This is a genomic window from Paenibacillus sp. sgz302191, assembly GCF_057749925.1.
The window spans coordinates 34,656-59,237 of sequence record NZ_JBYLHY010000024.1 but is presented as its reverse complement, the minus strand read 5'-3'; the positions used below and the strand labels follow the sequence as shown (position 1 = coordinate 59,237).

Annotated in this window: 25 protein-coding genes; all 25 read left to right on the top strand. The window is 49.3% G+C overall.

Annotated features, from left to right (window positions below; genetic code table 11):
• The first annotated feature begins 20 nt into the window (after positions 1-20).
• The 25 genes from sleB to AC3G2T_RS27270 all read left to right on the top strand — a co-directional run bounded on the left by sleB (position 21) and on the right by AC3G2T_RS27270 (position 24,484).
• On the top strand, positions 21-803 hold the full coding sequence (gene sleB / locus AC3G2T_RS27390) for a spore cortex-lytic enzyme (RefSeq protein ID WP_474683166.1): 783 nt from the start codon (positions 21-23) through the stop codon (positions 801-803).
• A gap of 146 nt (positions 804-949) precedes the next feature.
• Positions 950-2,230: an EF-P 5-aminopentanol modification-associated protein YfmF gene (gene yfmF, locus AC3G2T_RS27385; protein WP_474683165.1), complete on the top strand. Its 1,281-nt coding sequence runs from the start codon at positions 950-952 to the stop codon at positions 2,228-2,230.
• A 3-nt stretch (positions 2,231-2,233) separates the two neighbouring features.
• Entirely contained in the window at positions 2,234-3,520 is a 1,287-nt protein-coding gene (yfmH, locus tag AC3G2T_RS27380; RefSeq protein WP_474683164.1) for an EF-P 5-aminopentanol modification-associated protein YfmH, read from the top strand.
• 2 nt (positions 3,521-3,522) lie between these two features.
• Positions 3,523-4,272, top strand: a complete 750-nt coding sequence (gene ymfI, locus AC3G2T_RS27375) for an elongation factor P 5-aminopentanone reductase (protein ID WP_474683163.1) — start codon at positions 3,523-3,525, stop codon at positions 4,270-4,272.
• Between the two features lie 127 nt (positions 4,273-4,399).
• Positions 4,400-4,651 carry a DUF3243 domain-containing protein gene (locus AC3G2T_RS27370; RefSeq protein WP_474683162.1) on the top strand — a complete coding sequence of 84 codons (252 nt, stop codon included), beginning with the start codon at positions 4,400-4,402 and terminating at the stop codon, positions 4,649-4,651.
• A 121-nt stretch (positions 4,652-4,772) separates the two neighbouring features.
• Positions 4,773-5,603 carry a hypothetical protein gene (locus tag AC3G2T_RS27365; RefSeq protein ID WP_488437563.1) on the top strand — a complete coding sequence of 277 codons (831 nt, stop codon included), beginning with the start codon at positions 4,773-4,775 and terminating at the stop codon, positions 5,601-5,603.
• 126 nt (positions 5,604-5,729) lie between these two features.
• Positions 5,730-6,473 carry a DUF3388 domain-containing protein gene (locus AC3G2T_RS27360; protein WP_474683264.1) on the top strand — a complete coding sequence of 248 codons (744 nt, stop codon included), beginning with the start codon at positions 5,730-5,732 and terminating at the stop codon, positions 6,471-6,473.
• Positions 6,474-6,521: 48 nt separating this feature from the next.
• Positions 6,522-7,409, top strand: a complete 888-nt coding sequence (locus AC3G2T_RS27355; RefSeq protein ID WP_474683160.1) for a helix-turn-helix domain-containing protein — start codon at positions 6,522-6,524, stop codon at positions 7,407-7,409.
• Positions 7,410-7,547: 138 nt separating this feature from the next.
• Complete coding sequence (locus AC3G2T_RS27350; RefSeq protein WP_488437562.1) at positions 7,548-8,039, top strand: YajQ family cyclic di-GMP-binding protein; 492 nt, start codon at positions 7,548-7,550, stop codon at positions 8,037-8,039.
• A gap of 127 nt (positions 8,040-8,166) precedes the next feature.
• Entirely contained in the window at positions 8,167-9,495 is a 1,329-nt protein-coding gene (rimO, locus tag AC3G2T_RS27345; RefSeq protein ID WP_474683158.1) for a 30S ribosomal protein S12 methylthiotransferase RimO, read from the top strand.
• Positions 9,492-10,079: a CDP-diacylglycerol--glycerol-3-phosphate 3-phosphatidyltransferase gene (gene pgsA / locus AC3G2T_RS27340; RefSeq protein ID WP_474683157.1), complete on the top strand. Its 588-nt coding sequence runs from the start codon at positions 9,492-9,494 to the stop codon at positions 10,077-10,079. The genes rimO and pgsA overlap by 4 nt, the downstream gene beginning before the upstream one ends.
• Before the next feature lie 37 nt (positions 10,080-10,116).
• Positions 10,117-11,367 (top strand): competence/damage-inducible protein A, encoded by a 1,251-nt coding sequence (locus AC3G2T_RS27335; protein ID WP_488437561.1) that lies wholly within the window; start codon positions 10,117-10,119, stop codon positions 11,365-11,367.
• Between the two features lie 172 nt (positions 11,368-11,539).
• The gene (gene recA, locus AC3G2T_RS27330) at positions 11,540-12,583 is read left to right on the top strand and encodes a recombinase RecA (protein ID WP_474683155.1); all 1,044 of its coding nucleotides are present in this window, start codon (positions 11,540-11,542) and stop codon (positions 12,581-12,583) included.
• Between the two features lie 70 nt (positions 12,584-12,653).
• Entirely contained in the window at positions 12,654-13,352 is a 699-nt protein-coding gene (locus tag AC3G2T_RS27325; RefSeq protein WP_474683154.1) for a regulatory protein RecX, read from the top strand.
• Positions 13,353-13,741: 389 nt separating this feature from the next.
• Positions 13,742-15,283: a ribonuclease Y gene (gene rny, locus AC3G2T_RS27320; RefSeq protein WP_474683153.1), complete on the top strand. Its 1,542-nt coding sequence runs from the start codon at positions 13,742-13,744 to the stop codon at positions 15,281-15,283.
• A gap of 93 nt (positions 15,284-15,376) precedes the next feature.
• Positions 15,377-16,171 carry a TIGR00282 family metallophosphoesterase gene (locus tag AC3G2T_RS27315; protein WP_474683152.1) on the top strand — a complete coding sequence of 265 codons (795 nt, stop codon included), beginning with the start codon at positions 15,377-15,379 and terminating at the stop codon, positions 16,169-16,171.
• A gap of 114 nt (positions 16,172-16,285) precedes the next feature.
• Entirely contained in the window at positions 16,286-16,546 is a 261-nt protein-coding gene (locus tag AC3G2T_RS27310) for a stage V sporulation protein S (RefSeq protein ID WP_005550495.1), read from the top strand.
• A gap of 75 nt (positions 16,547-16,621) precedes the next feature.
• Positions 16,622-17,578 carry a dipeptidase gene (locus AC3G2T_RS27305; RefSeq protein ID WP_488437560.1) on the top strand — a complete coding sequence of 319 codons (957 nt, stop codon included), beginning with the start codon at positions 16,622-16,624 and terminating at the stop codon, positions 17,576-17,578.
• Between the two features lie 195 nt (positions 17,579-17,773).
• Positions 17,774-19,522, top strand: a complete 1,749-nt coding sequence (locus AC3G2T_RS27300) for a 2-oxoacid:acceptor oxidoreductase subunit alpha (protein WP_488437559.1) — start codon at positions 17,774-17,776, stop codon at positions 19,520-19,522.
• A complete protein-coding gene (locus tag AC3G2T_RS27295; RefSeq protein ID WP_474683149.1) occupies positions 19,510-20,376 on the top strand; it encodes a 2-oxoacid:ferredoxin oxidoreductase subunit beta in 867 nt (288 codons plus the stop codon). The genes AC3G2T_RS27300 and AC3G2T_RS27295 overlap by 13 nt, the downstream gene beginning before the upstream one ends.
• 76 nt (positions 20,377-20,452) lie before the next feature.
• On the top strand, positions 20,453-21,025 hold the full coding sequence (gene pduL / locus AC3G2T_RS27290; RefSeq protein WP_488437558.1) for a phosphate propanoyltransferase: 573 nt from the start codon (positions 20,453-20,455) through the stop codon (positions 21,023-21,025).
• 159 nt (positions 21,026-21,184) lie between these two features.
• Entirely contained in the window at positions 21,185-22,666 is a 1,482-nt protein-coding gene (gene miaB / locus AC3G2T_RS27285) for a tRNA (N6-isopentenyl adenosine(37)-C2)-methylthiotransferase MiaB (protein ID WP_474683147.1), read from the top strand.
• Positions 22,667-22,748: 82 nt separating this feature from the next.
• A complete protein-coding gene (locus AC3G2T_RS27280) occupies positions 22,749-23,165 on the top strand; it encodes a YlbF/YmcA family competence regulator (protein WP_474683263.1) in 417 nt (138 codons plus the stop codon).
• 117 nt (positions 23,166-23,282) lie between these two features.
• Entirely contained in the window at positions 23,283-24,017 is a 735-nt protein-coding gene (locus AC3G2T_RS27275; RefSeq protein WP_474683146.1) for a phosphonate ABC transporter ATP-binding protein, read from the top strand.
• A complete protein-coding gene (locus tag AC3G2T_RS27270; protein WP_474683145.1) occupies positions 24,014-24,484 on the top strand; it encodes a low molecular weight protein-tyrosine-phosphatase in 471 nt (156 codons plus the stop codon). The genes AC3G2T_RS27275 and AC3G2T_RS27270 overlap by 4 nt, the downstream gene beginning before the upstream one ends.
• Positions 24,485-24,582: the final 98 nt, after the last annotated feature.

Sequence of the window (24,582 nt, the reverse complement as noted above, 5' to 3'; positions counted from 1 at the left end):
AAGAGAGGTTGAGTAGGGGAATGAACAAAAGGCTAATCGTTCTGACATTCTGCATCGTTTTCGTGTTGTTTACCGCATTGCAATTAAAGAACCAGTCCAGCCCGCCTTCCGAGGAGACGTTCAGCAAAAACGAAATCAGATATGGAGCTACCGGAACGGATGTTTATGAACTGCAAGGAAGGCTGAAGTTCATCGGCTTTTACGGTGGCAATATCGACGGGGACTTCGGATACAGAACGTTAACCGCCGTCAAAAGATTTCAAGGCGAATTCGGCATGCAGGTTGACGGCATTGTCGGCCCCAAAACAAAGCTTAAGCTGTGGGAAGCTACTAAGGACTGGAAGTCTTCAGCGCCTCCGGCAGGCACAGCAAACAGTGGCGGAGGCGGCGGAAACGCAGGAGCGGGCAATGCACCGGCCAATTTGACGCCGTCCAATAATTTGGGGTTCTCGCAGCAGGACATCAACTTGATGGCCAATGCCGTTAACGGCGAAGCCAGGGGCGAGCCTTACATCGGTCAAGTGGCGGTGGCCGCAGTTATTTTGAATCGGGTCAAATCCGCGAGCTTCCCGAACTCGGTATCGGGTGTCATATTCCAGCCAGGCGCTTTTACAGCCGTTGCCGACGGACAAATTTGGCTGACGCCCAACGAGTCCTCGAAAAAAGCGGTGAAGGACGCCATTAACGGATGGGACCCTTCAGGGGGCTGCCTTTACTACTTTAACCCGGATACGGCGACGTCCGCTTGGATTTGGAGCAGACCGCAGGTAAAACGGATCGGCAAGCACATTTTTTGCAAATGAGATAAACCTCTAGGAAGTGTTTCGAAGTTGAGCGGGTGTAGTCAAATAGGTGTGACTGAGGAGAAGGAGCCGGCTGCGGTTGCTTCTCCTGTTTGTATCGGAATATAATGGATGCATATCTTGGAAACTGGAAGGGAGAGGGACCTTTGAAGCGTGTACAATTTGAGCGGAGCACCTGGAACCACATTCGTCTTCATGTGCTGCCGACAGATCAATTCAAAACGTTTGCCATTTCGGTATACATAGGCCGCCCGCTATCGGAAGATACGGTGACGGATACGGCTTTGACTCCTTTTGTGCTGAGAAGGGGGACGGAGCTTCACCCGGAAACGAAGCAATTTCGCGAGTATTTGGACGAATTGTACGGAGCCGGCTTCGGCTTCGACATCTACAAGCGAGGCGACTACCAGATCGTGCAGCTTCGCATGGACATCATCAACGACAGGTTCGTTTCCTCGAATGAATCTTTACTGAAGAAAGGGCTTGAATTTGTCGGCGGGACGCTGACGAAGCCGGCGCTTGAGAACGGGCGTTTCCGCGGCAAATATGTCGATTCCGAAAAACAGACGCTGCAAAAGCGGATCGAAGCGGTTATCAACGATAAAATCCGCTACGCGGCAGAGCGTTGTATCGAGGAAATGTGCCAAGGCGAGCCTTATCGCCTTCATGCGCTTGGCAAAATTGATGATTTGCACGGTATTACTGCGGAATCTTTATACGAACAATATAAGCAGTGGCTGCAAAATGCGCCAATGGACATTTACGTAGTCGGACATACGACTTTGGAAGAAGTGGAGTCTATCGTCAAGCAGGCGTTCAAGGTGGAAAGAAGCCAGGATGCCGGGTATGTGACGAACGCTTCCACGGCTTCATCCCGCGAAGTGCGAACCGTTGTGGAGCGACTGGATGTGAACCAAGGCAAGCTGAACATGGGGCTGCGCGCCAACATTTCGTACAAAGATGAGCAGTACCCCGTAGCTCTGATGTACAACGGAGTGCTGGGCGGCTATCCGCATTCGAAGCTGTTTATCAACGTCCGCGAGAAAGCGAGTCTGGCGTATTACGCATCGTCCCGGTTTGACGGGCATAAAGGAATTATTACCCTCCAATCCGGGATTGAAATCCAGAATTATGAAAAGGCCGTAGACATCATTCGGAAGCAGCTTCATGGGATGGAACAAGGGGACATCAGCGAGACGGAGATGAGCCAGACGCGGGCGATGATCTCCAATCAATTGCGCGAATTGCAGGATTCGGCGTTCGAGCTGATTTCATTCGATTTCAATGCGATTCTTTCGGGCAAACAGCGCACGGTTCCCTCGCTTATTGAAGCGGTGGAAGGGGTTGACGTTGCGGCGATCGCCCAGGCAGCGAAACAGGTGCAGCTTGACACGATATACTTTTTGCGGGATCAGAAGGGAGAGTAAGCGATGGAAGCCATTCCTTACCCACAGTTGAATGAAACGTTGTATCACGAACAGCTTCCGAACGGCTTGAGTGTGTTCATACTGCCGAAAGAAGGGTTCCAGAAAACGTATGCAACCTTTACGACGAAGTACGGATCGATCGACAACCATTTTCAGGTGGAAGGTAAAGACGAAGTCACAGTTCCCGACGGAATCGCTCATTTTTTGGAGCATAAAATGTTCGAGGAGCCCGAAGGGGACGTTTTTGCCAGCTTTGCGACGCAGGGCGCTTCCGCCAATGCGTTTACAAGCTTTGACCGCACAGCCTATTTGTTTTCATCGACCGATCAAATCGTGAAAAATTTAACGACATTAATTAATTTCGTGCAAAACCCTTATTTCACGGATGAAAATGTGGAAAAGGAAAAAGGAATCATCGGCCAGGAGATCAACATGTACAGGGATCATCCAGACTGGAGAAGCTACTACGGGCTCATCGAAGCGATGTATGCGAAGCATCCGATTCATATCGATATTGCAGGCACCGTGGAATCCATTGCGCAAATAACGAAGGAAACGCTGTACGAATGTTATAACACGTTCTACCATCCGAGCAATATGAGCCTGTTTATCGTCGGAGGCGTAGATCCGCAGGAAATCATTAACGTGGTTAAGGAAAATCAAGCCGGGAAAACGTTCCCTCCCCAAGGCGAGATCCGGCGCTTTTTTGAGGAAGAACCTTTGCAGGTGAACGAACGGCAAAAAGTTACCTGGCTGCCTGTTTCGCTACCGAAATGTTTGTTCGGCCTCAAAGAGCCGGCGCCGGGAGTGAACGGCAAAGAGCTGTTGGTCAAAGAATTGACGACCAAGCTGATGCTCGATATTTTGTTCAGCTCAAGCTCGGACATTTACCAGTCCTTATACGACGAACAGCTGATTTCGGATAATTTCGGCCATGAGTACAACATCGGCGAAGATTACGCGTTTTCGATTTTGGGCGGCGATACGAAAGATCCGGAACTGCTCGTTGCCCGCGTTCGGGAGGAAGTCGACAAGCGCAAAGAAGCGGGATTGGACAGCGCGGCGTTCGAGCGGAGCCGGAAAAAGAAGATCGGAAGCTTCCTCCGCACGATGAACTCCCCGGAAGCGATCGCCAACGAATTTACGAAATACCGTTTCAAAGGAATCGACCTGTTCGACATTCTTCCGGCTTACGAAAGCATTGCGCTGGAAGATGTTAACCGCAGGTTCCGCGAACATTTTGACTGGAACAGGCTGGCCATTTCGATTGTGCGCCGCCGCGAGTCGTGAACATGGCAAAACCGTTCACCGAACAAACGGTTTTGATTACCGGAGCGAGCAGAGGCATCGGCGCGGCGATCGCCGAACGCTTCGCATCGGTAGGGATGAATGTCGTCATCCATTACAAAGAGTCGCATGAAGCGGCGAACGAAGTCGCAAGAACGTGCATGAAACACGGGGCTAAAGTGCTGACAATATCAGCCGATATTCGCTCCAAAGATCAAATCTCGAAAATGAAAGAAAAGCTGGATCGGCGGGAGATGGTTCCCGATATTGTCGTAAACAATGCCGGAATCGCTCATTACGGGCTGCTTTCCGATATTAGCGAAGCAGACTGGGATATGATCATGGATACTAACTTGAAGGGCGCGTTCCTGTGCACGCAGTCGTTCATGCAGTCGATGATCCGGCAAAAATACGGCCGGATCATTAACGTTTCGTCCATTTGGGGGATATCGGGAGCTTCGTGCGAGGTCGTGTATTCTACGGCCAAAGGCGGGATGAACGCTTTTACGAAGGCGCTGGCCAAGGAGCTGGCTCCTTCCGGCATTACGGTGAACGCGGTTGCTCCCGGGGCCGTAGACACGGTCATGATGTCCGGCTTTCAAGCCGAAGAGAAGGCGGCGCTGGAAAGCGAAATTCCCGCCGGAAGGTTCGCGCTTCCGGGCGAGATCGCTTCTCTGGTGTACTTTTTGGCACTCCCCGAGTCCGGGTACATTACAGGACAGATCATTAGTCCCAACGGCGGCTGGCTGACGTAACGCACTTATTCATCATCTTTTTACCATTCGGGCGCGCCCGGAGCCTCGCGTATATTTCCTTGAGGAGAAAGGCATATTACTTCTTGTAATGACCCATTCTCATCGATAAAAGGAGGCTCTCAAACAAATGGCTACTGTACTTAAAGTATTTGATAAGTGGAAAGAGTTTTTGGCTGAACGCGTAAACCAGGCCGAGCATGCGGGGATGAGCGAAGAGACCATCAGCAAGCTTGCTTTTCAAATCGGCGAGTTTCTGTCCAACAAAATTGATCCGGAAAATACGCAAGAACGCGTGTTGAAAGAGCTGTGGGATGCGGGGAACGAAGAGGAAAAACGCACGCTTGCCCGCCTCATGGTAAAACTAGTGGACAAAGGCTAACAACCGATTTACAATTCAATAGGATGCACCGTGTGAAAGCCTCCCGCTTCGGAGGCTTTTGCATGCTTTATTGATAAGAAAGGACCGTTAGCGTATGTTACTTCGAAGGTATGCTTTATGTATGATTATGCTGTGTGTATGGCTGACCGGCTGCGGAAACCGGGGAATGCCCGTCATTAAGCAGGAGCTTTTGGACAAGAAGCTGTCCGTGCTTATGCTTACGGGCCCAAGCTTATCGGATGCCGCCAAGCAATCGATCGGCGCCGCGCTTTTGCAATGGAGAGAAACGAATGGCATCGCTTTTGAGTGGGTCAAAGATTTGCCGGCATTGGATGATCAAGTCGTTAATAAATTGAAATCAAGGACTTATGATTACATATATGTAGCCGGAAACGATTTGATCGCAACGGCGCCTGCTGTTATGGATCCAAGCAAATTGTCCGGCAAATGGACGCTGCTCCAAGACAATCTGTTCGTCGGCGGCGCTTCGGGCGTCAGTTCCGACAAAGCTGCGCTATTGACCGTCGATCCGAATCAAGTGGATTCGCTCAAAAATAAATGGGTTAACGATCTGCTCTTGCAGCGTTCGTCGATCGAATGGGTAACGCGCGCCGACAGTCCGATTCCTTCGGAATGGGCGCCTTCGGAAGAAGCGGACCATATCGTGCTGCTTGACAACAATGAGCAATGGTATCAGCAGTTATCCTATCAAGTCAGGCATCACGGCTCCAATTGGGTCGTTTTTTACACACCGGTGGATCAAACTTTTGTGCAAAAAGCTAAATCGATCGGATCGCAAGTTCAAGTGATGGATTTAACGAATGCTTGGTCAATCGAGCTGAATTGGGATGTGATCATGGCTGACCGTTTGGCGGCGATGACCCAACGAACTTGGAAAAATGGAACCATTGTATATAATCAACAAGAGCTTAAAGAACTAAAGATGAAATGAAAAATTATATTCATTCAGGTATTTAGAAGGATTTTATCGAATATTGTAGAAATATATTTTAACGGAGTAACGATTTGTTACTGACTTTGTGATGAGGTGGAACGATTGGACGTCAAAGAGTGGTATATGGAGTATAAGATTCATAAGAACCGTCCCGGTTTGCTGGGCGATATTGCATCCTTGATGGGGATGCTGGATATTAATATCGTTACCATTAACGGTGTTGAAGACAGAACCCGCGGCATGCTGCTGCAAACGAACGATGAAGAGAAAATCGATTTGATGGGTAAAATGTTGAAAAAAGTAGATAATATTACTATTACGGCGCTGCGGCCGCCGAAGCTCGTTGATATTTTGGCGGTTCGGCACGGCCGGTATATCGAGAGAGATTCCGACGACCGCAAGACTTTTCGCTTTACACGCGACGAACTAGGGCTGCTGGTCGACTTTCTCGGCGAAATTTTCAAAAGAGAAGGCAACCAGGTGGTCGGTCTTCGCGGCATGCCCCGGGTCGGCAAAACCGAATCGATCATCGCCGGAAGCGTATGCTCCAACAAGCGCTGGACTTTCGTGTCTTCCACGCTGCTCAGGCAGACGGTCCGCAGCCAGCTTTCCGAAGATGAAATGACGCCGAACAACGTCTTTATTATTGACGGAATCGTATCCACGATCCGTTCCAATGAAAAGCACTACAGCCTGCTGCAGGAAATTATGGCGATGCCCTCGACGAAAGTCATTGAACACCCGGATATATTTATCAAAGAATCCGAATATACTTATAATCACTTTGACTATATTATCGAGCTTCGCAACAGTCCTGACGAAGAGATTAACTATGATTCCTTTACCTACAATATAGAACCTTTTTAGCGGAATGAACGTCAAACATACATACAACAGTTACGGGGAGGTGAACTTGTGTCCGATCTAGGATTTATTTTGCGCAAAGCGCGCATGGACAGAAAAATATCTTTGGATGATTTACAGGAAGTTACCAAAATACGCAAGCGCTATTTGGAAGCGATTGAAGAGGGCAATTACAAAGTACTGCCCGGCAGCTTCTATGTTCGCGCTTTTATTAAGAGCTACGCGGAAGCGGTCGGACTTGACCCGAACGAAGTGCTGAAGATGTACCAGACTACAAATCCCTCCCCCGAATCCGAACCGCCTGTTGTCGATACGATACGGAAAAGACGTTCCAATGTTCGCCAAACGGAGAAGATCAGCCGCTGGGCGTCCAGCGTTATGTTTGTCAGCTTTATCATTTTGATTTCCGGGATTGTCTATTATTACACCTATAAGAATCATAAAACAACGCCTACGGAAAACAATCCGGCTCAGACTCAATCGCCGAGAATTACGGATTCTTCCGATCCGACAGCCGGAACGAAGTCCGGAGGCACAGGCGCCAATGCCGCGGCGAACACTCCCGTACAGACGATTGCCACGCCTACGCCCACGCCTGTTCAGACTCCGCCGGCAGTCGCCCAAGTCAAATTCAGCAGCAACGAGAAGGGCGTAGACAACTATACGATCACGAACAGCCCCAAGCTGAACATCCAATTGAAAATCACCGGCGCGCAGTGCTGGATTCGCGTCGATGCGCTCACCGACGGCAGCAAAAGAGACATGCTTAGACAAAAAACCTACAACAATAACGACACCGATTCCTTTGAAATCGACAGTTCCGCCTATTTGAATATCGGAGCCGCGAGCGCCGTCGAGCTGACCGTGAATGGAACCGTTATCCCTGTAGGCGATACGCCGAATCCGAAGAGAGTGCAGCTCAACCTGCAAAAAAGCTAGCTTTTTGCCGCTTCCTGCGCTTTCCCGGGTAATGAATCCAACGCGAGCATCCTTTGCCCAAGCGGCTGAAGGATGTTTCTTTTTGTACCGCTTCTTGCTATAATGCTTATGTAATTTCATGGAAAGGATGTTGCAGGTATGAGTTCGGAAAGTTCATTCGATATCGTGTCCAAGGTGGACATGCAGGAGCTTAACAACGCAATTCAGCAAGCGGAGAAAGAAATCGGAACCCGCTTTGACTTTAAAAACAGCAAGAGCAGCCTTAAGCTGGAGAAGGACCAGCTTGTCGTCGTTTCGGACGACGAGTTCAAGCTTCAGAACGTGCTGGATATTTTACATGCTAAAATGACGAAGCGCGGTATTTCGATCAAAAACCTCGATTACAGCAAAGTCGAGCCTGCGGCGTCTTCAACTGTAAGGCAGCGCATCAGCCTGAAGCAGGGGGTCGATCAGGAGAACGCCAAAAAAATCAACATTTTGATCCGCGACTCCAAGCTGAAGGTAAAAAGCCAAATTCAGGGCGACCAAATCCGGGTCACGGGAAAAAGCAAAGACGATTTGCAGGCCGTCATAGCGCTGCTGCGCAAGGCGGAGATTCCGCTCGATCTGCAATTCGTGAATCTCAAATAGACGTGCGCGTGCTCGGCGCAGCCTCGGAACGCCCCCCTTGCAAGGGGGTTTTGTTTTTTTGACACCCTATGGGGCATGTATTATACTTGTAAAGAATGGTTAGGACTATCTGGAGGTTGTTTCTTTCATGACGGAAAAGGTTAAAGTAGTGACACTCGGCTGCGAGAAAAATTTGGTCGACTCCGAGATTATGGCTGGATTAATTCACGGCCGCGGTTTTCAACTCGTTGATAACAAGGAAGAAGCCACGGTGATTATCGTCAATACATGCGGTTTTATCGATGCGGCGAAGGAAGAATCGGTCAATACGATTCTCGATATGGCCGAGTTGAAACAGACCGCCAAGTTGAAGGCTTTGATTGTTTCGGGATGCTTGACGCAGCGGTACAAAAAAGAACTGATGGAAGAAATGCCGGAGATTGACGGCATCGTCGGCACAGGCGATTTCGATAAAATCAATCACATTGTAGACGAAGCGCTCCGCGGTAAGAAGCCCATTATGGTCGGCAATCCCGTTTTCAACTATGATGCCGATTTGCCAAGACAAGTGACGACCCCCCGATACACCGCTTATGTGAAAATTGCGGAAGGCTGCGATAACGCCTGTACGTTTTGCAGCATCCCGATCATGCGCGGCAAGTTCCGCAGCCGAAGCATCGAATCGATCCTCGCCGAAGTAGCCCAACTGGCTTCCCAGGGAGTTAAAGAAATCAGCCTCATCGCCCAGGATTCGACCAACTACGGTACGGATTTGTACGATGGTTTTATGCTGCCTGCGCTGCTGGACAAAGTGAGCGAAGTACCCGGCATCGAATGGGTGCGCCTGCACTACGCGTATCCCGGATTTTTTACGGATGAACTGATTGAAACGATTGCAAGCAATCCCAAAGTGTGCAAATATATCGATATGCCTCTGCAGCACAGCGAGGACTCGATTTTGAAACGGATGCGCAGACCGGGCCGCCAAAAGGATACCCGCGAGCTGGTGCGCAAAATCCGCGCGCGCATCCCGGACGTGGCGCTGCGGACTTCTCTAATCGTCGGATTCCCGGGGGAAACGGATGAGGATTTTGAGAACCTGAAGCAGTTTGTCCGCGAGATGGAATTCGACCGGCTCGGCGTGTTCGCGTATTCCAAGGAAGAAGATACGCCTGCATCCCGGTTGCCGGATCAAGTGCCTGATGATGTGAAAGAATATCGTGCGAATACGCTGATGGAAATTCAGCGCGAAATATCGAATCTCCGCGGCGGACGCCGGATCGGTCAAGAGCTTGAAGTGCTGATCGAGCGTTACGACGGCAGAAGCGATGTCTATGTAGGCCGTTCGCAATTTGACGCTCCTGAAATTGATGGCGAGGTTTTCGTTGCCAATGCTAAACTGAACATCGGAGAAATGACCAAGGTTCGTATTACGCATTCCTTTGAGTTTGATTTGTCCGGGGAGGTTATTGCATGAACCTGGCCAATCGCATCACTGTGGCGAGGATATTACTAGTTCCGATCATCATGTTTTTTTTGCTGATCAAGGTGAAGTTTCCGCATATTCGGATTGAGGAATTCAGCATTACCTACAATCAGATTATTGCCGCTCTGATCTTCATTATTGCGGCAAGCACGGACAGCCTGGACGGTTATATAGCCCGAAAGCGCAAGCTGGTCACCAATCTGGGCAAGCTGCTCGATCCGCTCGCGGATAAGCTTCTGGTCACAGCGGTGCTCGTCTCTTTGGTCGAAATGGGCAAGGTGGACGCCTGGATCGTCATCGTGATCATCAGCCGCGAATGGGCAGTTACTGGCCTTCGCCAGATTGCGCTTTTGGAAGGAACGGTGATGGCGGCCAGCAAATGGGGGAAAGCCAAGACGGCTGCGCAAATCACGGCCATTATTGCTTTGCTTATCAACAATTTTCCATTCACGTTTTTGGATTTCCCCTTTGATGTGATTGCCAGTTGGGTTGCAGCGATCATTACGCTGTACTCCGGCATTGAATATTTTGTCAAGAACAAACATGTCATAGACTTTTCGGAAAAGACGCAATAGGGGAACCTATTGTTTTTTCCATTTGGGAGGATGGCTTATGAAAGCTGAAATCGTAGCTGTTGGAACCGAGCTTTTGCTGGGGCAAATCGTCAATACGAACGCCCAATTTTTATCTACCGAATGCGCCGGCTTGGGGATCGATATTTATTATCAAACGGTCGTCGGCGATAACGAACAGAGATTGCTGGATACGCTCAAGCTGGCGTCTTCGCGGGCTGATGTCGTTATCTGTACGGGCGGACTGGGCCCGACCCAGGACGACCTGACCAAGGATGTTCTGGCCGCATACATAGGACGTAAGCTTATTCTTCATGAACCTTCCATGAATAAAATATCGGAGATGTTCGCTTCCAGGGGAATACCGATGGTTGAGAGCAACCGCAGACAAGCGCTCATGCCGGAGGGCAGCGATCCGCTGCAGAACGATGCCGGGCTCGCAGTCGGTGTCGCGCTGACGCACGAAGGCACGCATTTCATCCTGCTGCCCGGCCCTCCGAAAGAAATGAAGCCGATGTTCTCGAACTACGCCGCAGCCTGGCTCAGGAACGTCATGACGGACGAAGTGCCTTTGTATTCCAAAATGCTCCGCTTTGCCGGGATCGGGGAGTCGAACCTAGAACACCAACTGCTTGATTTGATCGCCAATCAGACGGACCCGACGATCGCCCCTTATGCCAAAGAAGGGGAAGTGACGATCCGCCTGACGACCCGGGCGCAGGAAGCGGCGGAAGGCGAGCGCAAGCTTCAGGCTGTCGAACGGGAGATCAGGCATCGGTTGGGGCAGTTCATTTACGCCGAGGAGGATGTGCCGCTTGAGGCGGTCATTCTGCGGATGCTGGGCGAGAAAAAAATGACGCTTGCCGTAGCGGAGAGCTGCACAGGAGGCTTGCTGAGCGACCTGATTACGGCTGTGCCGGGCAGCTCGCAATCGTTCATGGGCGGCATCATCTGCTACTCCAATGAGCTCAAGCACAAGCTGCTGGGCGTGCCGGTGGAGGTGCTGGAGGGCGACGGCGCTCCCGGCGCTGTAAGCGAAGAAACGGCTTCTTTGTTAGCCCGTAATCTGCTCGATGCGGCAGGCAGCGATTGGGGAGTGGCGGTTACCGGAGTTGCCGGGCCCTCCCCTTCCGAAGGCAAGCCCGTTGGGCTCGTCTACGTAGGCGTGGCCCGCAAGGGAGGCGAAACCCAGGTCGTTCCGCTCAAGCTTTCCGGCAATCGGGAAATGATCAAGCTGAGGGCGGCGAAGAGCGCGCTTTACCACTTATGGAAACTGTTGAAAGAGAGCTAGGTTTCGCGTATAATGTAAGAATACGTTAACGGAAGAACCGTAGCAAAGCGATAACTTTGTTGCGGTTTTTTGTTTGCTCGCAGAAAAAACGAATGTATGTTCGAAAAAATGCTTGGCAAACACTCCAAAACAAGTTATCATATACCTATAATGATAAAAGGAAGTGAGTGTTTTGACAGATCGTCGCGCCGCACTTGAAAATGCATTGCGTCAAATCGAAAAACAATTCGGAAAAGGCTCCATCATGAAGCTCGGAGAATCCACACATATGCAGGTCGAGACGATCTCGAGCGGATCGCTTGCTCTTGATATCGCACTCGGAATCGGCGGATTTCCGCGCGGAAGAATTATCGAAGTGTACGGACCCGAATCTTCCGGTAAAACGACGGTTGCTCTGCACGCTATCGCCGAAGTGCAAAAGGTCGGCGGACAAGCAGCGTTCATCGACGCCGAGCACGCTTTGGACCCACTGTATGCAAGCAAATTAGGCATCAACATAGATGAACTGCTGCTCTCCCAGCCGGATACGGGCGAACAGGCTTTGGAAATCGCCGAAGCGCTGGTGCGCAGCGGCGCCGTAGACATCATCGTCATTGACTCCGTAGCCGCTCTCGTGCCTAAAGCCGAGATCGAAGGCGAGATGGGCGACTCTCACGTAGGGCTTCAAGCCCGTTTGATGTCCCAGGCGCTTCGCAAGCTGTCTGGCGCCATTAACAAGTCGAAGGTGATCGCGATCTTCATTAACCAGCTTCGCGAGAAGGTGGGGGTTATGTTCGGGAACCCGGAAACGACTCCGGGGGGGCGCGCACTCAAGTTCTACTCTTCCGTTCGTCTGGATGTTCGCCGCATTGAGACGATCAAACAAGGCAACGACATGGTCGGCAACCGGACCAAGGTCAAAGTGGTTAAGAACAAAGTGGCTCCGCCGTTCAAACAAGCGGAGATTGATATTATGTACGGTGAAGGCATTTCCCGCGAGGGCAGCATTATCGATATCGGAACGGAAATGGATATCGTTAACAAAAGCGGAGCTTGGTACTCTTTTGAGGGTGAAAGACTTGGCCAGGGACGCGAGAATGCGAAGCAGTTCCTCAAGGAGAACAAAGCCATTGCCGACAGCATTGAGTTGAAAATCCGGGATAACAGCAACTTGATTAAAGTGACCGGGCCCAACGAAGATGATGAAGAGGAAGAAGCCGAATTGGCATTCGAATAATGAAGCGTTTAACGGCAGCACCTTTAACCTCGCGTTAAGGTGCTTTCGTTTTTAGTCAGGGGGTTAAAAGTTGAACGGCGGGGAACAGCAGCTATTTATAATTACAATGGTGGAGAAGCAGAAGCGGAGCAGGCATCGATACAATATTTTTATTAACGATGAATATGCGTTCTCAGTTCATGAGGACATCATGATCAAGCATCGCCTTCTCAAAGGAGAGCCGATTCATCCCGAGCAAACGGCCTCGATTCTTGAGGACGAGGAGCGGAACCAGGCCTATATGAAAGCGCTGCGCATGATAGGCAGACGTCCGCATTCCACCAGTGAAGTGAAGCGTAAGCTGAAAGAGCAGGGCATTGAACAGGCCGTGATTGAATGGACGTGCGAGCTTCTAAAGCAGCAAAATTATATAAATGATGAAGAGTTCGCCAAAATGTGGACGGAACATCGGATCTATTCACAGAAAAAGGGACGCAATCTCGTTCGTCAGGAGCTCCAGCAAAAAGGAGTCAGCAAAGAATTGGTCAAGGACGCTATGGAGGCTATCGATCCGGATGAGGAACTCCAGGGGGCTCTGAAGCTCGGGCAAAATAAATGGAAGCAAACATCAGGCACGCTATTGGACCGCAAAAGGAAGACGGGAGCTTACTTGCTGCGCAGAGGCTTTACGAATTCGATCGTCAGCAGGACGCTGGCCGTGCTCTCACAAAATCATCATGAGGAGGAGACGGAGGAAGAAGAATATGAAGTATGGGAGGAAGATATTTAGCTGCATGAATGATCGCATGGTTAATGTAGTTAAAAAGATATCTCGGTTTCCTTATATCAAACAGGATTATGTAAGCTTTAATGGACAATCGCTTGACAAGCTTCTTTGACAAAAGATACAATAACTATTGTATATTTTCATAAGGATTCAAAATCATAAGAAATTGTTTGGTTTTGATGCAGCAGCTGTAGAAATCGCCAATTTATACGCTGTTGGTTATGAATGATGAGCACTAATGTGCCGCATACACACAGTGCGCATTACTTTTGAGCCATGCTTTTCAGGGAGTATGGGGTGTACGTACTTTGCCTAACAATTAAAAATCGGATTAAAAAACCGAAGGAATCCCAAGCTAACACCTTGGAGAAACCAACGAGGAGGTGAACAAGATGGAGCCTTTCATCTGGATCGCGATCGTTCTCTTTGTTGGAGCTGCATGCTTAGGGATTGGTTATTTTATCCGCAAATCTCTTGCAGAAGCGAAAATTTCCAGCGCCGAACAAGCGGCAGAACAAATTCGGGAAGCTGCTAAGAAGGAAGCGGAAGCGCTGAAAAAAGAAACGGTTCTGGAAGCGAAGGACGAAGTGCATAAGTTGCGGTCCGAAGCTGAAAAAGACATTCGTGAACGTCGAAACGAAATACAACGACAAGAGAGACGATTGTTGCAAAAAGAGGAATCGCTGGATAAAAAATTAGAATCTCTCGAGCGTAAAGAAGAGCAAGTAGCCAACAAGGAGAAGCGAATCGAGGATACGCAAGGACAAATCGATCAGCTTTATAGAAGCCAGGTCGCCGAACTGGAGCGAATTTCCGGTCTCACTATGGAAGAAGCGAAGACCATCATTCTCACCAACGTAGAGCAGGAAGTCCGCCATGAAACGGCGCAATTGATTAAAGAAATCGAACAGCAAGCCAAAGAAGACGGCGATAAGAAAGCTAGAGAAATCATTACGCTCGCCATTCAAAGGTGCGCTGCCGATCATGTGGCGGAGACGACGGTTTCCGTGGTTACTTTGCCGAATGAAGAAATGAAAGGCCGCATCATCGGACGTGAAGGCCGTAATATTCGCGCTCTCGAAACATTGACGGGTATTGACCTCATCATAGACGATACGCCGGAAGCGGTCATTTTATCGGGTTTTGATCCAATTCGCCGTGAGATTGCCCGCACATCTTTGGAAAAATTAGTTGCAGACGGACGTATTCATCCGGCACGCATCGAAGAGATGGTGGAGAAGTCGCGCAAAGAAGTGGACGAGCGCATTCGTGAATACGGAGAGCAGGCAACGTTTGAAGTAGGTGTCCACGGACTGCATCCGGACTTGATCAAAATTTTGGGTCGACTGAAATTCAGAACAAGTTACGGCCAAAACGTGCTGAAACATTCAATGGAAGTAGCTTATCTGGCCGGTCTGATGGCTGGAGAGCTCGGGGAAGACGTAACTTTGGCGAAACGTGCCGGGCTGCTTCATGACATCGGTAAAGCGCTTGATCATGAGGTCGAAGGATCTCATGTTGAGATCGGCGTGGAAATCGGGAAGAAATACAAAGAACATCCAGTTGTTATCAATAGTATCGCATCCCACCATGGCGATGTGGAAGCTACTTCCGTCATTGCGATGCTGGTCGGAGCGGCGGATGCGTTGTCTGCGGCAAGACCGGGGGCGCGCAGAGAGACACTGGAGACGTACATCAAGAGGTTGGAGAAGCTCGAAGAAATTTCCGAGTCGTTTGAAGGCGTTGAGAAATCATACGCGATTCAAGCAGGCCGTGAAGTGCGCGTAATGGTTCAACCGGAAAAAGTGGATGATACCGAAGCGTTCCGCTTAGCCCGTGATATTACGAAGAAAATCGAGGGTGAACTCGATTATCCGGGTCATATCAAGGTTACGGTTATTCGTGAAACGAGAGCTGTGGAGTACGCAAAATAATATTGGGTTAACATACCTCTATCGGGATCGCTCATTTTTGAACGACTCCCTAGAGGTTTTTCTTATTTTATTGAGCACAAGAGGAGAACGGATATGAAAATTGTATTCATAGGAGATATCGTTGGATCAGTTGGAAGAAAAGCGATCAAGGCGGTTATGCCGAGACTGAAAAGCGCACATCCGAACGCAGTGTTTATAGCGAATGGAGAGAACGCGGCCGCAGGCAAAGGGATTACGGCGGCTATCGCCAAAGATATGTATGAGTTGGGCATTCAGGCGCTTACGATGGGCAACCACACCTGGGATCAGAAGGAAGTGTTCGATTTCATCGACCGGGATGAAAAAATGGTCAGACCGGCTAATTTTCCGCCCGGAACGCCCGGTCGGGGGCATACGGTGATCAAGGTGAAGGATCAGGAACTGCTTATTATCAACCTTCAAGGAAGAACGTTTCTGCCGCCCATCGATTGTCCGTTTCGCAAAGTCGATGAAATTATTGAAAACAGCAAAAAGAAACATAAATTTATTTTTGTCGATTTTCACGCGGAAGCTACTTCGGAGAAAATTGCGATGGGCTGGCACCTGGATGGCCGGGTATCCGCTGTAGTCGGGACCCACACGCATGTGCAAACGAACGATAACCGTGTCCTTCCGCAAGGGACCGCTTATGTGACGGACGTCGGCATGGTTGGCCCGCGGGACGGTATATTAGGTATGGAACGTAACGCTGTTCTGCAAAAGTTTAAAACGCAGCTTCCCGTTCGGTTTGTGACGGATGAAGGAAAGTGGCATTTCCATGCCGTCGTTATCGAACTCAACGATCAAACCGGACTTGCTAACGGGATTCAGCTTATCCGCTATGACGAAGATCAAATTTTCTTAGATTGACGAAAAATTCTAAATCTTTAGAAAGTTCCGTCTACAGCAGGAGGAATTTTTAGAGAACCTCTAGAATATGATGGTTACTGGAATCTATCCATCATTCCCGAGGAGGTACTTTTCATGGAAGTATTAAAAGTTTCAGCAAAATCCAATCCAAACTCCGTAGCAGGTGCATTGGCTGGCGTGTTACGCGAGCGTGGAGCGGCGGAGCTTCAGGCTATTGGCGCAGGCGCGCTCAACCAGGCCATTAAAGCTGTAGCTATCGCAAGAGGATTTGTTGCGCCTAGTGGGGTTGACTTAATCTGTGTTCCAGCATTCACTGATATCGTGATCGACGGGGAAGATCGGACAGCCATCAAATTGATTGTAGAGCCTCGGTAAAATCGTTTCATTACATACAAACCAACGCCTGTTTACATCGTAGACAGGTTTTTTTATGTTTACAAACGAAGGAGGATGAGAACGGTGAGAATTATCGACGGCCATTGCGACGCAATTACGAAGCTGTTTTTGAACCCGAAGCTCGATTTTTTCAAAGAAGAGAAGGAACTGGACGTCAGTTATCCGCGGCTCTTGAAAGCCGGAGTCAAGATCCAGTGCTTTGCCATGTATATGACGGATAAAATCAAGCACCCTACATTTGATCATGTTTTGCAGATGGTCGACCTGTTTCACAAAAAAATTGCCGACAACCCGCAAATGAAATTTATTAACAACGTTAATGATTTGCTGGAAGTGGAACAGGGCAACCGGATCGGGGCAATTTTAACGCTGGAAGGTTTGGATGCGCTGCATGGCAATATGACCTACCTGCGTATTTTGTATCATTTGGGCGTAAGAAGTATCGGTTTTACATGGAATTACGCAAACTGGGCGGCAGATGGGGTGATGGAGCCGCGCAAAGGCGGATTTACGTGGAGAGGAAAAACGATGCTCAAAGAATTAGAAACAATGGACATAATAGCTGATGTATCCCACTTGTCGGTAAAAGGCTTTTGGGAATTGGCTGAACTGTACGGGAAGCCCTTCATAGCTTCTCATTCCAATGTTGTCAAGCTTTGTCCCCATCCAAGAAATTTATCAGACGATCAAATCACCGCCATTATTCAAAAGAAAGGACAAATCGGGGTTACGTTTGTACCCTATTTTGTGAATGAACGTTCGCCGGTGACGATCAGCCAGCTTTTGAAGCACATCGACCATATTTGTTCCCTTGGCGGCGAACGGCACGTTGGCTTCGGCTCGGACTTCGACGGTATTGAACAATGGGTTTCCGGATTGGAGCACGCAGGCAAATATGAAAATATAATTGAAGCTTTATGCAAAACCTATAACGCGGCTCAAGTCGAGCGGTTTTTGTATGGGAATTGGCGGAATTTCCTGGTTTCGAACCTGCCTGGCTCGGCGAAATAAACGTTCTATTATTGATATGGATTTCATCTAAAAACTCTATGTTTTAGATTTGTTCAAACCACTTGCTTTTTCCTTTACAAAGGCATAAAATTTGGTTGACAACTGAAAGATTTTTTTTATAGCATTATTCAACTTTAATGATGTATTACCCTTTGTTGTCTTCATGCAGCTACAATCAAAAGGAGTGGACGCACGGTGATTAGTCAGTTATCTTGGAAAATCGGAGGTCAGCAGGGGGAAGGGGTCGAAAGTACAGACCGCATCTTCTCTACAGCGTTGAACCGTCTCGGTTACTATTTGTATGGGTACCGTCATTTCTCTTCGCGGATTAAGGGGGGACATACAAATAACAAGATTCGCATCAGCACCAAGCCGATTCGCGCAATTTCGGACGATTTGGATATTCTGGTCGCTTTTGACCAAGAAAGTATCGATTTCAACGCACACGAGCTTCGCGACAACGGAGTAATCGTGGCGGATGCGAAATTCAACCCGGTTTTACCGGAAGGAATTAACGCTCGTTTGTTCCCTGTTCCGATCACTGCAATTGCGGAAGAGCTGGGAACTTCCCTGTTCAAGAACATGGCTGCATCCGGCGCATCCTGGGCATTGTTGGGATTGCCGCTCGATGTGTTTAATAAAGCGGTTGAGGAAGAATTTGGCCGTAAGGGAGCTGCTGTAGTCGAGAAGAACATTGAAGCTGTCCGCAAAGGCGCTGAATCCGTTCTTCAACTGGCAGGGGGCCCGCTTCCAGAGTTCCAATTGGAGCCTGCGGACGGCAAGCAAAAGCTGTTCATGATCGGCAACGACGCTATCGCGCTCGGAGCTGTGGCAGCCGGATGCCGGTTTATGCCTGCATACCCGATTACGCCTGCTTCGGAAGTTATGGAGTACTTGATTAAAGCGCTGCCTAAATTCGGCGGTACCGTCATTCAAACCGAAGACGAGATCGCAGCTTGTACGATGGCTATCGGCGCCAACTTCGGCGGCGTGCGCGCTCTGACTGCGTCCGCAGGTCCCGGTCTTTCCTTGATGATGGAAGCAATCGGTCTTGCCGGCATGACCGAAACGCCTGTCGTTATCGTAGATACGCAGCGCGGCGGTCCAAGTACGGGTCTGCCTACGAAACAAGAGCAATCCGATATCAACGCTATGATTTACGGAACTCACGGCGAAATTCCGAAAATTGTGCTGTCTCCAAGCACGATCGAAGAATGCTTCTATGATACGATTGAAGCTTTCAACCTGGCTGAGAAATACCAATGCCCGGTCATTCTGGTAACGGACCTGCAATTGTCCTTGGGCAAGCAGTCCGCCGAGCAGTTGGATTACAACCGCATCGTGATCGATCGCGGAAATCTTGTTACCGATGCTCCTGAGGTTGAAGCCAATCAATTGTTCAAACGCTATGAATTTACCGCTGACGGCATTTCGCCGCGTGTGTTTCCAGGAACGAAATACGGTCTTCACCACGTTACAGGGGTTGAGCACGATCAAACGGGCCGCCCTTCGGAAAGTACTGACAACCGTCAAAAAATGATGGATAAGCGTCTTGGGAAGCTGAAAAACATTCAAGTAACGGACGCGATCAAAGTCGATGCTCCGCACGAGAATCCGGACCTGCTGATTATCGGCATGGGTTCCACAGGCGGTACGATCGACGAAGCAAGAAGCCGTATTGCCAAAGAGGGAATCACATCCAACCATGCTACGGTTCGTCTGCTTCATCCGTTCCCTGCGACTGAGCTTGCTCCTTATCTCGAGAAAGCAAAAACCGTTATCGTCGTAGAAAACAACGCGACAGGTCAATTGGCAGATCAAATCAAGCTGCATGTCGGTTATGCCGATAAAATTAAAAACGTTCTTAAATATAACGGCAATCCGTTCTTGCCGGCCGAAATTGAACAAAAATGTAAGGAGTTGACCCTCGCATGGCAACGTTAAAAGATTTTCGCAACAATGTAAAGCCAAACTGGTGTCCGGGATGCGGAGATTTCTCCGTACAGGCGGCGATTCAAAGAGCGGCGGCTAACGTAGGCTTAGAGCCGGAAAACTTGGCGATTGTTTCGGGTATCGGATGCTCCGGACGTATTTCCGGTTACATCAACGCATACGGTTTCCACGGTATTCATGGACGTTCCCTGCCAATCGCGCAGGGCGTAAAAATGGCGAACCGCGATCTGACGGTTATCGCTTCGGGCGGCGATGGAGATGGCTTCGCAATCGGTATGGGACATACCGTACATGCTATCCGTCGTAACATCGACCTTACTTACATCGTCATGGACAACCAAATCTACGGCTTGACCAAAGGCCAAACTTCGCCGCGAAGCGCCGAAGGCTTCAAAACGAAAAGCACGCCTCAAGGTTCCATTGAGTCCGCGCTGTCTCCGCTTGAAGTAGCGATGGCTGCCGGAGCGACATTCGTAGCGCAATCGTTCTCCAGCAACTTGAAACAGTTGACTGCCGTTATTGAAGCGGGATTGAATCACAAAGGCTTCTCTTTGATTAACGTATTCAGCCCTTGCGTAACGTTCAATAAAGTAAATACTTATGACTGGTTCAAAGAAAACATCGTAGACCTGGACGAAATTCCGGACTACGATCCGACGAACCGCGTTATGGCTATGACAAAAATCATGGAAACACACAGCATGTTGACTGGTATAATATATCAGAACACAGCTAAAAAGAGCTATGAAGATATGGTTCCAAACTTCCCGCAGGAAGGTCTTGCGAAACAGAATATGAAGATTTCCGAAGCGGAATTCGAAAAGCTGCTTGCAGAATTTAAATAACAACTGCACCTTAAGGGCATACGGGGATCCTCCGTGTGTCCTTTTTATTGGGCGGTAAACAGAGAGGAAGATTTCGATGAGTAAATTAGTTCCCGTAGGCATTTCGGCTCGCCATATTCATTTATCCCAAGAGCATATCGAACTTTTGTTCGGACAAGGCTACCAGCTTACAAGCATGAAACCTCTATCCCAGCCCGGACAGTACGCGGCAGAAGAGACCGTTGCGGTGATCGGTCCGAAGGGGAAATTCGATAAAGTGCGCATTCTGGGTCCGGCGCGCAGCCAAACTCAAATCGAAGTATCGCGTACGGATGCGTTCTCTCTGGGAGTCAACCCTCCAGTGCGCGAGTCGGGAAATATTGAAGGAACTCCGGGTCTGAAAGTTGTGGGACCGCAGGGAGAAGTCGATCTGGAGCGCGGAGTCATCGTAGCTGCGAGACATATTCATTTACATACGTCGGATGCGGAGAAATGGGGCATCGCGGACAAGCAATTGCTGCGCGTCAAAATGAACGGGGAGCGCCCTTTAATATTCGAAGACGTCATTGCCAGAGTTTCCGACCAATTTGCGCTCGATATGCATATTGACACGGACGAAGGAAATGCATCGGGCGTCAAGACCGGCGATTTTGCGGAACTGCTGAATTAGGAAAATTCGTCATTTTCACGAATACGCCATTTTCCTTTTGTCTATGCACATCTATAATGGTATAATAATATCTACATGTTTACATTTATAGAGCATGTGCAGTGCAAGCTTACGAAGAAAGCTTTCCACTAGGGGAGCTCTTAGGAGGAAGTAAGGAAAATGGCTAACAATGCGAAATCCGTCAAGGATTATTCCCAATATTTTCAGCCTCCTTCATTGACAGATGCCAAGAAGCGCGGAAAAGAAGAGATCGCCGTTCATTATGATTTCACCATTCCTGAGGAGATGCAGGAGTTCGGCACAAATAAATTTTATTTGATTCGCACCTTTGGCTGTCAGATGAACGAGCATGATACCGAAGTGATGAAGGGCATGCTGGAGCAAATGGGCTACCAATCTACCGAAGACAAGTACCAGGCCGATGTCATTTTGCTCAATACCTGTGCGATCAGAGAGAACGCGGAAGACAAAGTGTTCGGCGAGCTTGGGCACTTGAAAGCTCTTAAGGCCGAGAAGCCCGGACTTGTTCTTGGCGTATGCGGCTGCATGTCTCAAGAGGAAGCGGTTGTCAACCGGATTATGCAAAAGCACGCTTTTGTCGATCTGATTTTTGGCACGCACAATATTCATCGCCTGCCGACTTTGCTGAGGGACGCTTTTTTCAACAAAGAAATGGTTGTCGAGGTTTGGTCCAAGGAAGGCGACATCGTCGAGAATTTGCCCAAGAAGCGGGAAGGAATCCGGGCTTGGGTGAATATTATGTATGGCTGCGACAAGTTTTGCACGTACTGCATCGTTCCTTATACACGCGGTAAAGAGAGAAGCAGAAAGCCGCAGGACGTCCTTGCCGAGGTGAGGGATCTGGCACGTCTCGGTTTTCAGGAGATCACGCTGCTCGGTCAAAATGTGAACGCATACGGCAAAGATTTCGAGGATATGTCGTATTCGTTTGCCGATTTGATGAACGATATCCGGAAGATCGACGTGCCACGGATAAGATTCACGACTTCGCATCCTCGGGATTTTGACGATCATTTGGTGGAAGTGTTGGGCACAGGCGGCAATTTGGCCGAGCACATTCATTTGCCTGTCCAATCGGGGAATACGGAAGTTTTGAAAAAAATGAGCCGCAAGTATTCCCGGGAACAATATTTGGAACTGGTTCGCAAAATTAAAACGGCGATACCGGGTGCCGTATTGACGACGGATATTATCGTCGGTTTCCCCGGCGAAACGGACGAGCAGTTTGAGGATACGCTTTCCTTGGTAAAGGAAGTGGAGTTTGACTCCGCGTTCACATTTATCTACTCGCCTCGCGAAGGTACGCCGGCGGCGGGCATGGAAGATAACGTGCCAATGGACGTTAAGAAACAGCGCTTGTACCGCCTGAACGAATTGCTTAACACATACAGCAAATTAAGCAACGAGAAGCTGCAGGGTGAAATTGTGGAAGTATTGGTCGAAGGGGAGAGCAAGAACAACCCGGACGTCCTTGCCGGACGCACCCGGACCAATAAGCTGATTCATTTTACGGGATCTAAGGATTTGTACGGTAAATTGATTCATGTCCGAATCACTCATGCGCAGACTTGGGTGCTGAAAGGCGAAATCGTGGAAGCGCCGCTAAAGATGTCCATATAAAATGATTTGTCAATAGTGAGGTTGAAGATTGGAGCGTGCAGTCGTGTCGGAACATAGTCACCATCATCCCCATGCGTTTGAAATGGAGCATTATACGAATACGGAATTAATTGTTCGTGAGGATATTTTGGCCAAAGCGAAAGAGCTTGCGGAACTGCTGACGACTTCGAACGAGGTGCAGTTTTACCAGCAAGCGGAGAAAAAAATTTCCGGTAATGAGCATATTCAAAAGCTGATCAGCGGAATCAAGAAAAAGCAAAAGGAAATCGTCGCTTTCGAGAAGTTTCAAAACGCCAAAATGGTGGATAAAATCGAGAAAGAGATCGATGAATTGCAGGATGAGCTGGACGGGATTCCTATCGTGAGCGAATTTAAACAGTCTCAGGAAGACATTAACTATTTGCTTCAGCTTGTCATGTCGGTCGTCCGCGATACGATTTCGGATAAAATCAACGTGGAAGCGGGCCAAGCGTCGAGTCCGAGCAGCTGCAGCGAATAAAGTGAATGAAACCGAAAATCGCCCTCTTGTCAGGCCAGATGCCGCTAGATGGGCGATTTTTGCCAATAGCTTACGGGTTCAAGTTCATGTTGAGCACAATGTTAAGGAGACGGTGTCATGATCACGGTACGAAATTTAAGCAAAGTTTATCCGCCGGACAATAAAGTGCTGTCTCAGATCAGCTTTCGCGTCGATGAAGGAGAATTCATCGCAGTGGTGGGAGGGAGCGGCAGCGGGAAAACGACGCTGCTGCGCTGCATCAGCCACCAGGAAAAATGGACGTCCGGCCAGCTCATCTACCAGTCGAACGATATTACGACGCCAGGGCTGTTGGATCGATGGAAGCTCGGCAAAGATTTCGCTTTTCTTGAGGAAAAGCCGGCGTTGAATAGAAATAAAAGCGCTATCAAGAATGTCATGATGGGGAAATTTTATCAAACGCCGATCCGTATTTTAACGGGAGCCGTTTCACGCGATGAGCATGTTATCGGGATGGACTATTTGGAAAAAGTAGGCTTGCTCGACAAAGGCGATAAAAAAATTAGCCAATTAAGCGGCGGCGAGCAGCAAAGGGTTGCGATCGCGAAAGCGCTCATCCATGGACCTAAAGTGCTGGTCGCCGACGAGCCGGTGTCGGGCCTGGATCCGAAAGCGACGGAATACATCATGAACGACTTGCGATCCTTATGCAAGGAAAGCAATTTGACGGTCATCGCCGCGCTGCACCAGGTCGAGCTCGCGGAGCGGTACGCAACGCGGATTTGGGGATTGGCGGAAGGCAAAATCGTACTTGACATCCCTGCCAGAGGGCTTACGATGCGAGAAAAACAGCTTATTTTCGGTGCGCCATGATTCAAGTGCTATTCGTATGCTTGGGCAATATTTGCCGCTCGCCTATGGCTGAGGCTGTTTTTCGCCATAAAGTGAAGCAGGCCGGCCTGGATGGGCGTATCGTTGTTGATTCCGCGGGCACGGGGGACTGGCACACCGGAGAGCGGCCGCATCAGGGAACGAGACGAATTTTGGACCGTCACCGCATCGATCATCACGGACTGACCGCAAGGCAAGTGAAGGCAGACGATTTTGAACAGTTTACATATATCATTGCCATGGATGACAGCAACATAACGAATTTAAAATCGTTTGCTCCGGATGCACATGGCGCCTCCATTCATAAACTGTTGGAGTTTGCCCCGGATAAGGGCGGCGGCAACGTCCCCGACCCGTACTACACAGGCAATTTTGAAGAAGTGTACGAGATGGTCGACAGCAGCTGCGAGCGCCTTTTCGCTTTTATCCGAAGCAGGGAAGGCATATAGCCTAGCCTCGGACGTCCTGAAAATTGCGCGTTTTTTACCACATAAGAATGTATAAGTTCTTTACAGCGCTAAAGCGCGTAGAACACATTCTTATTGGC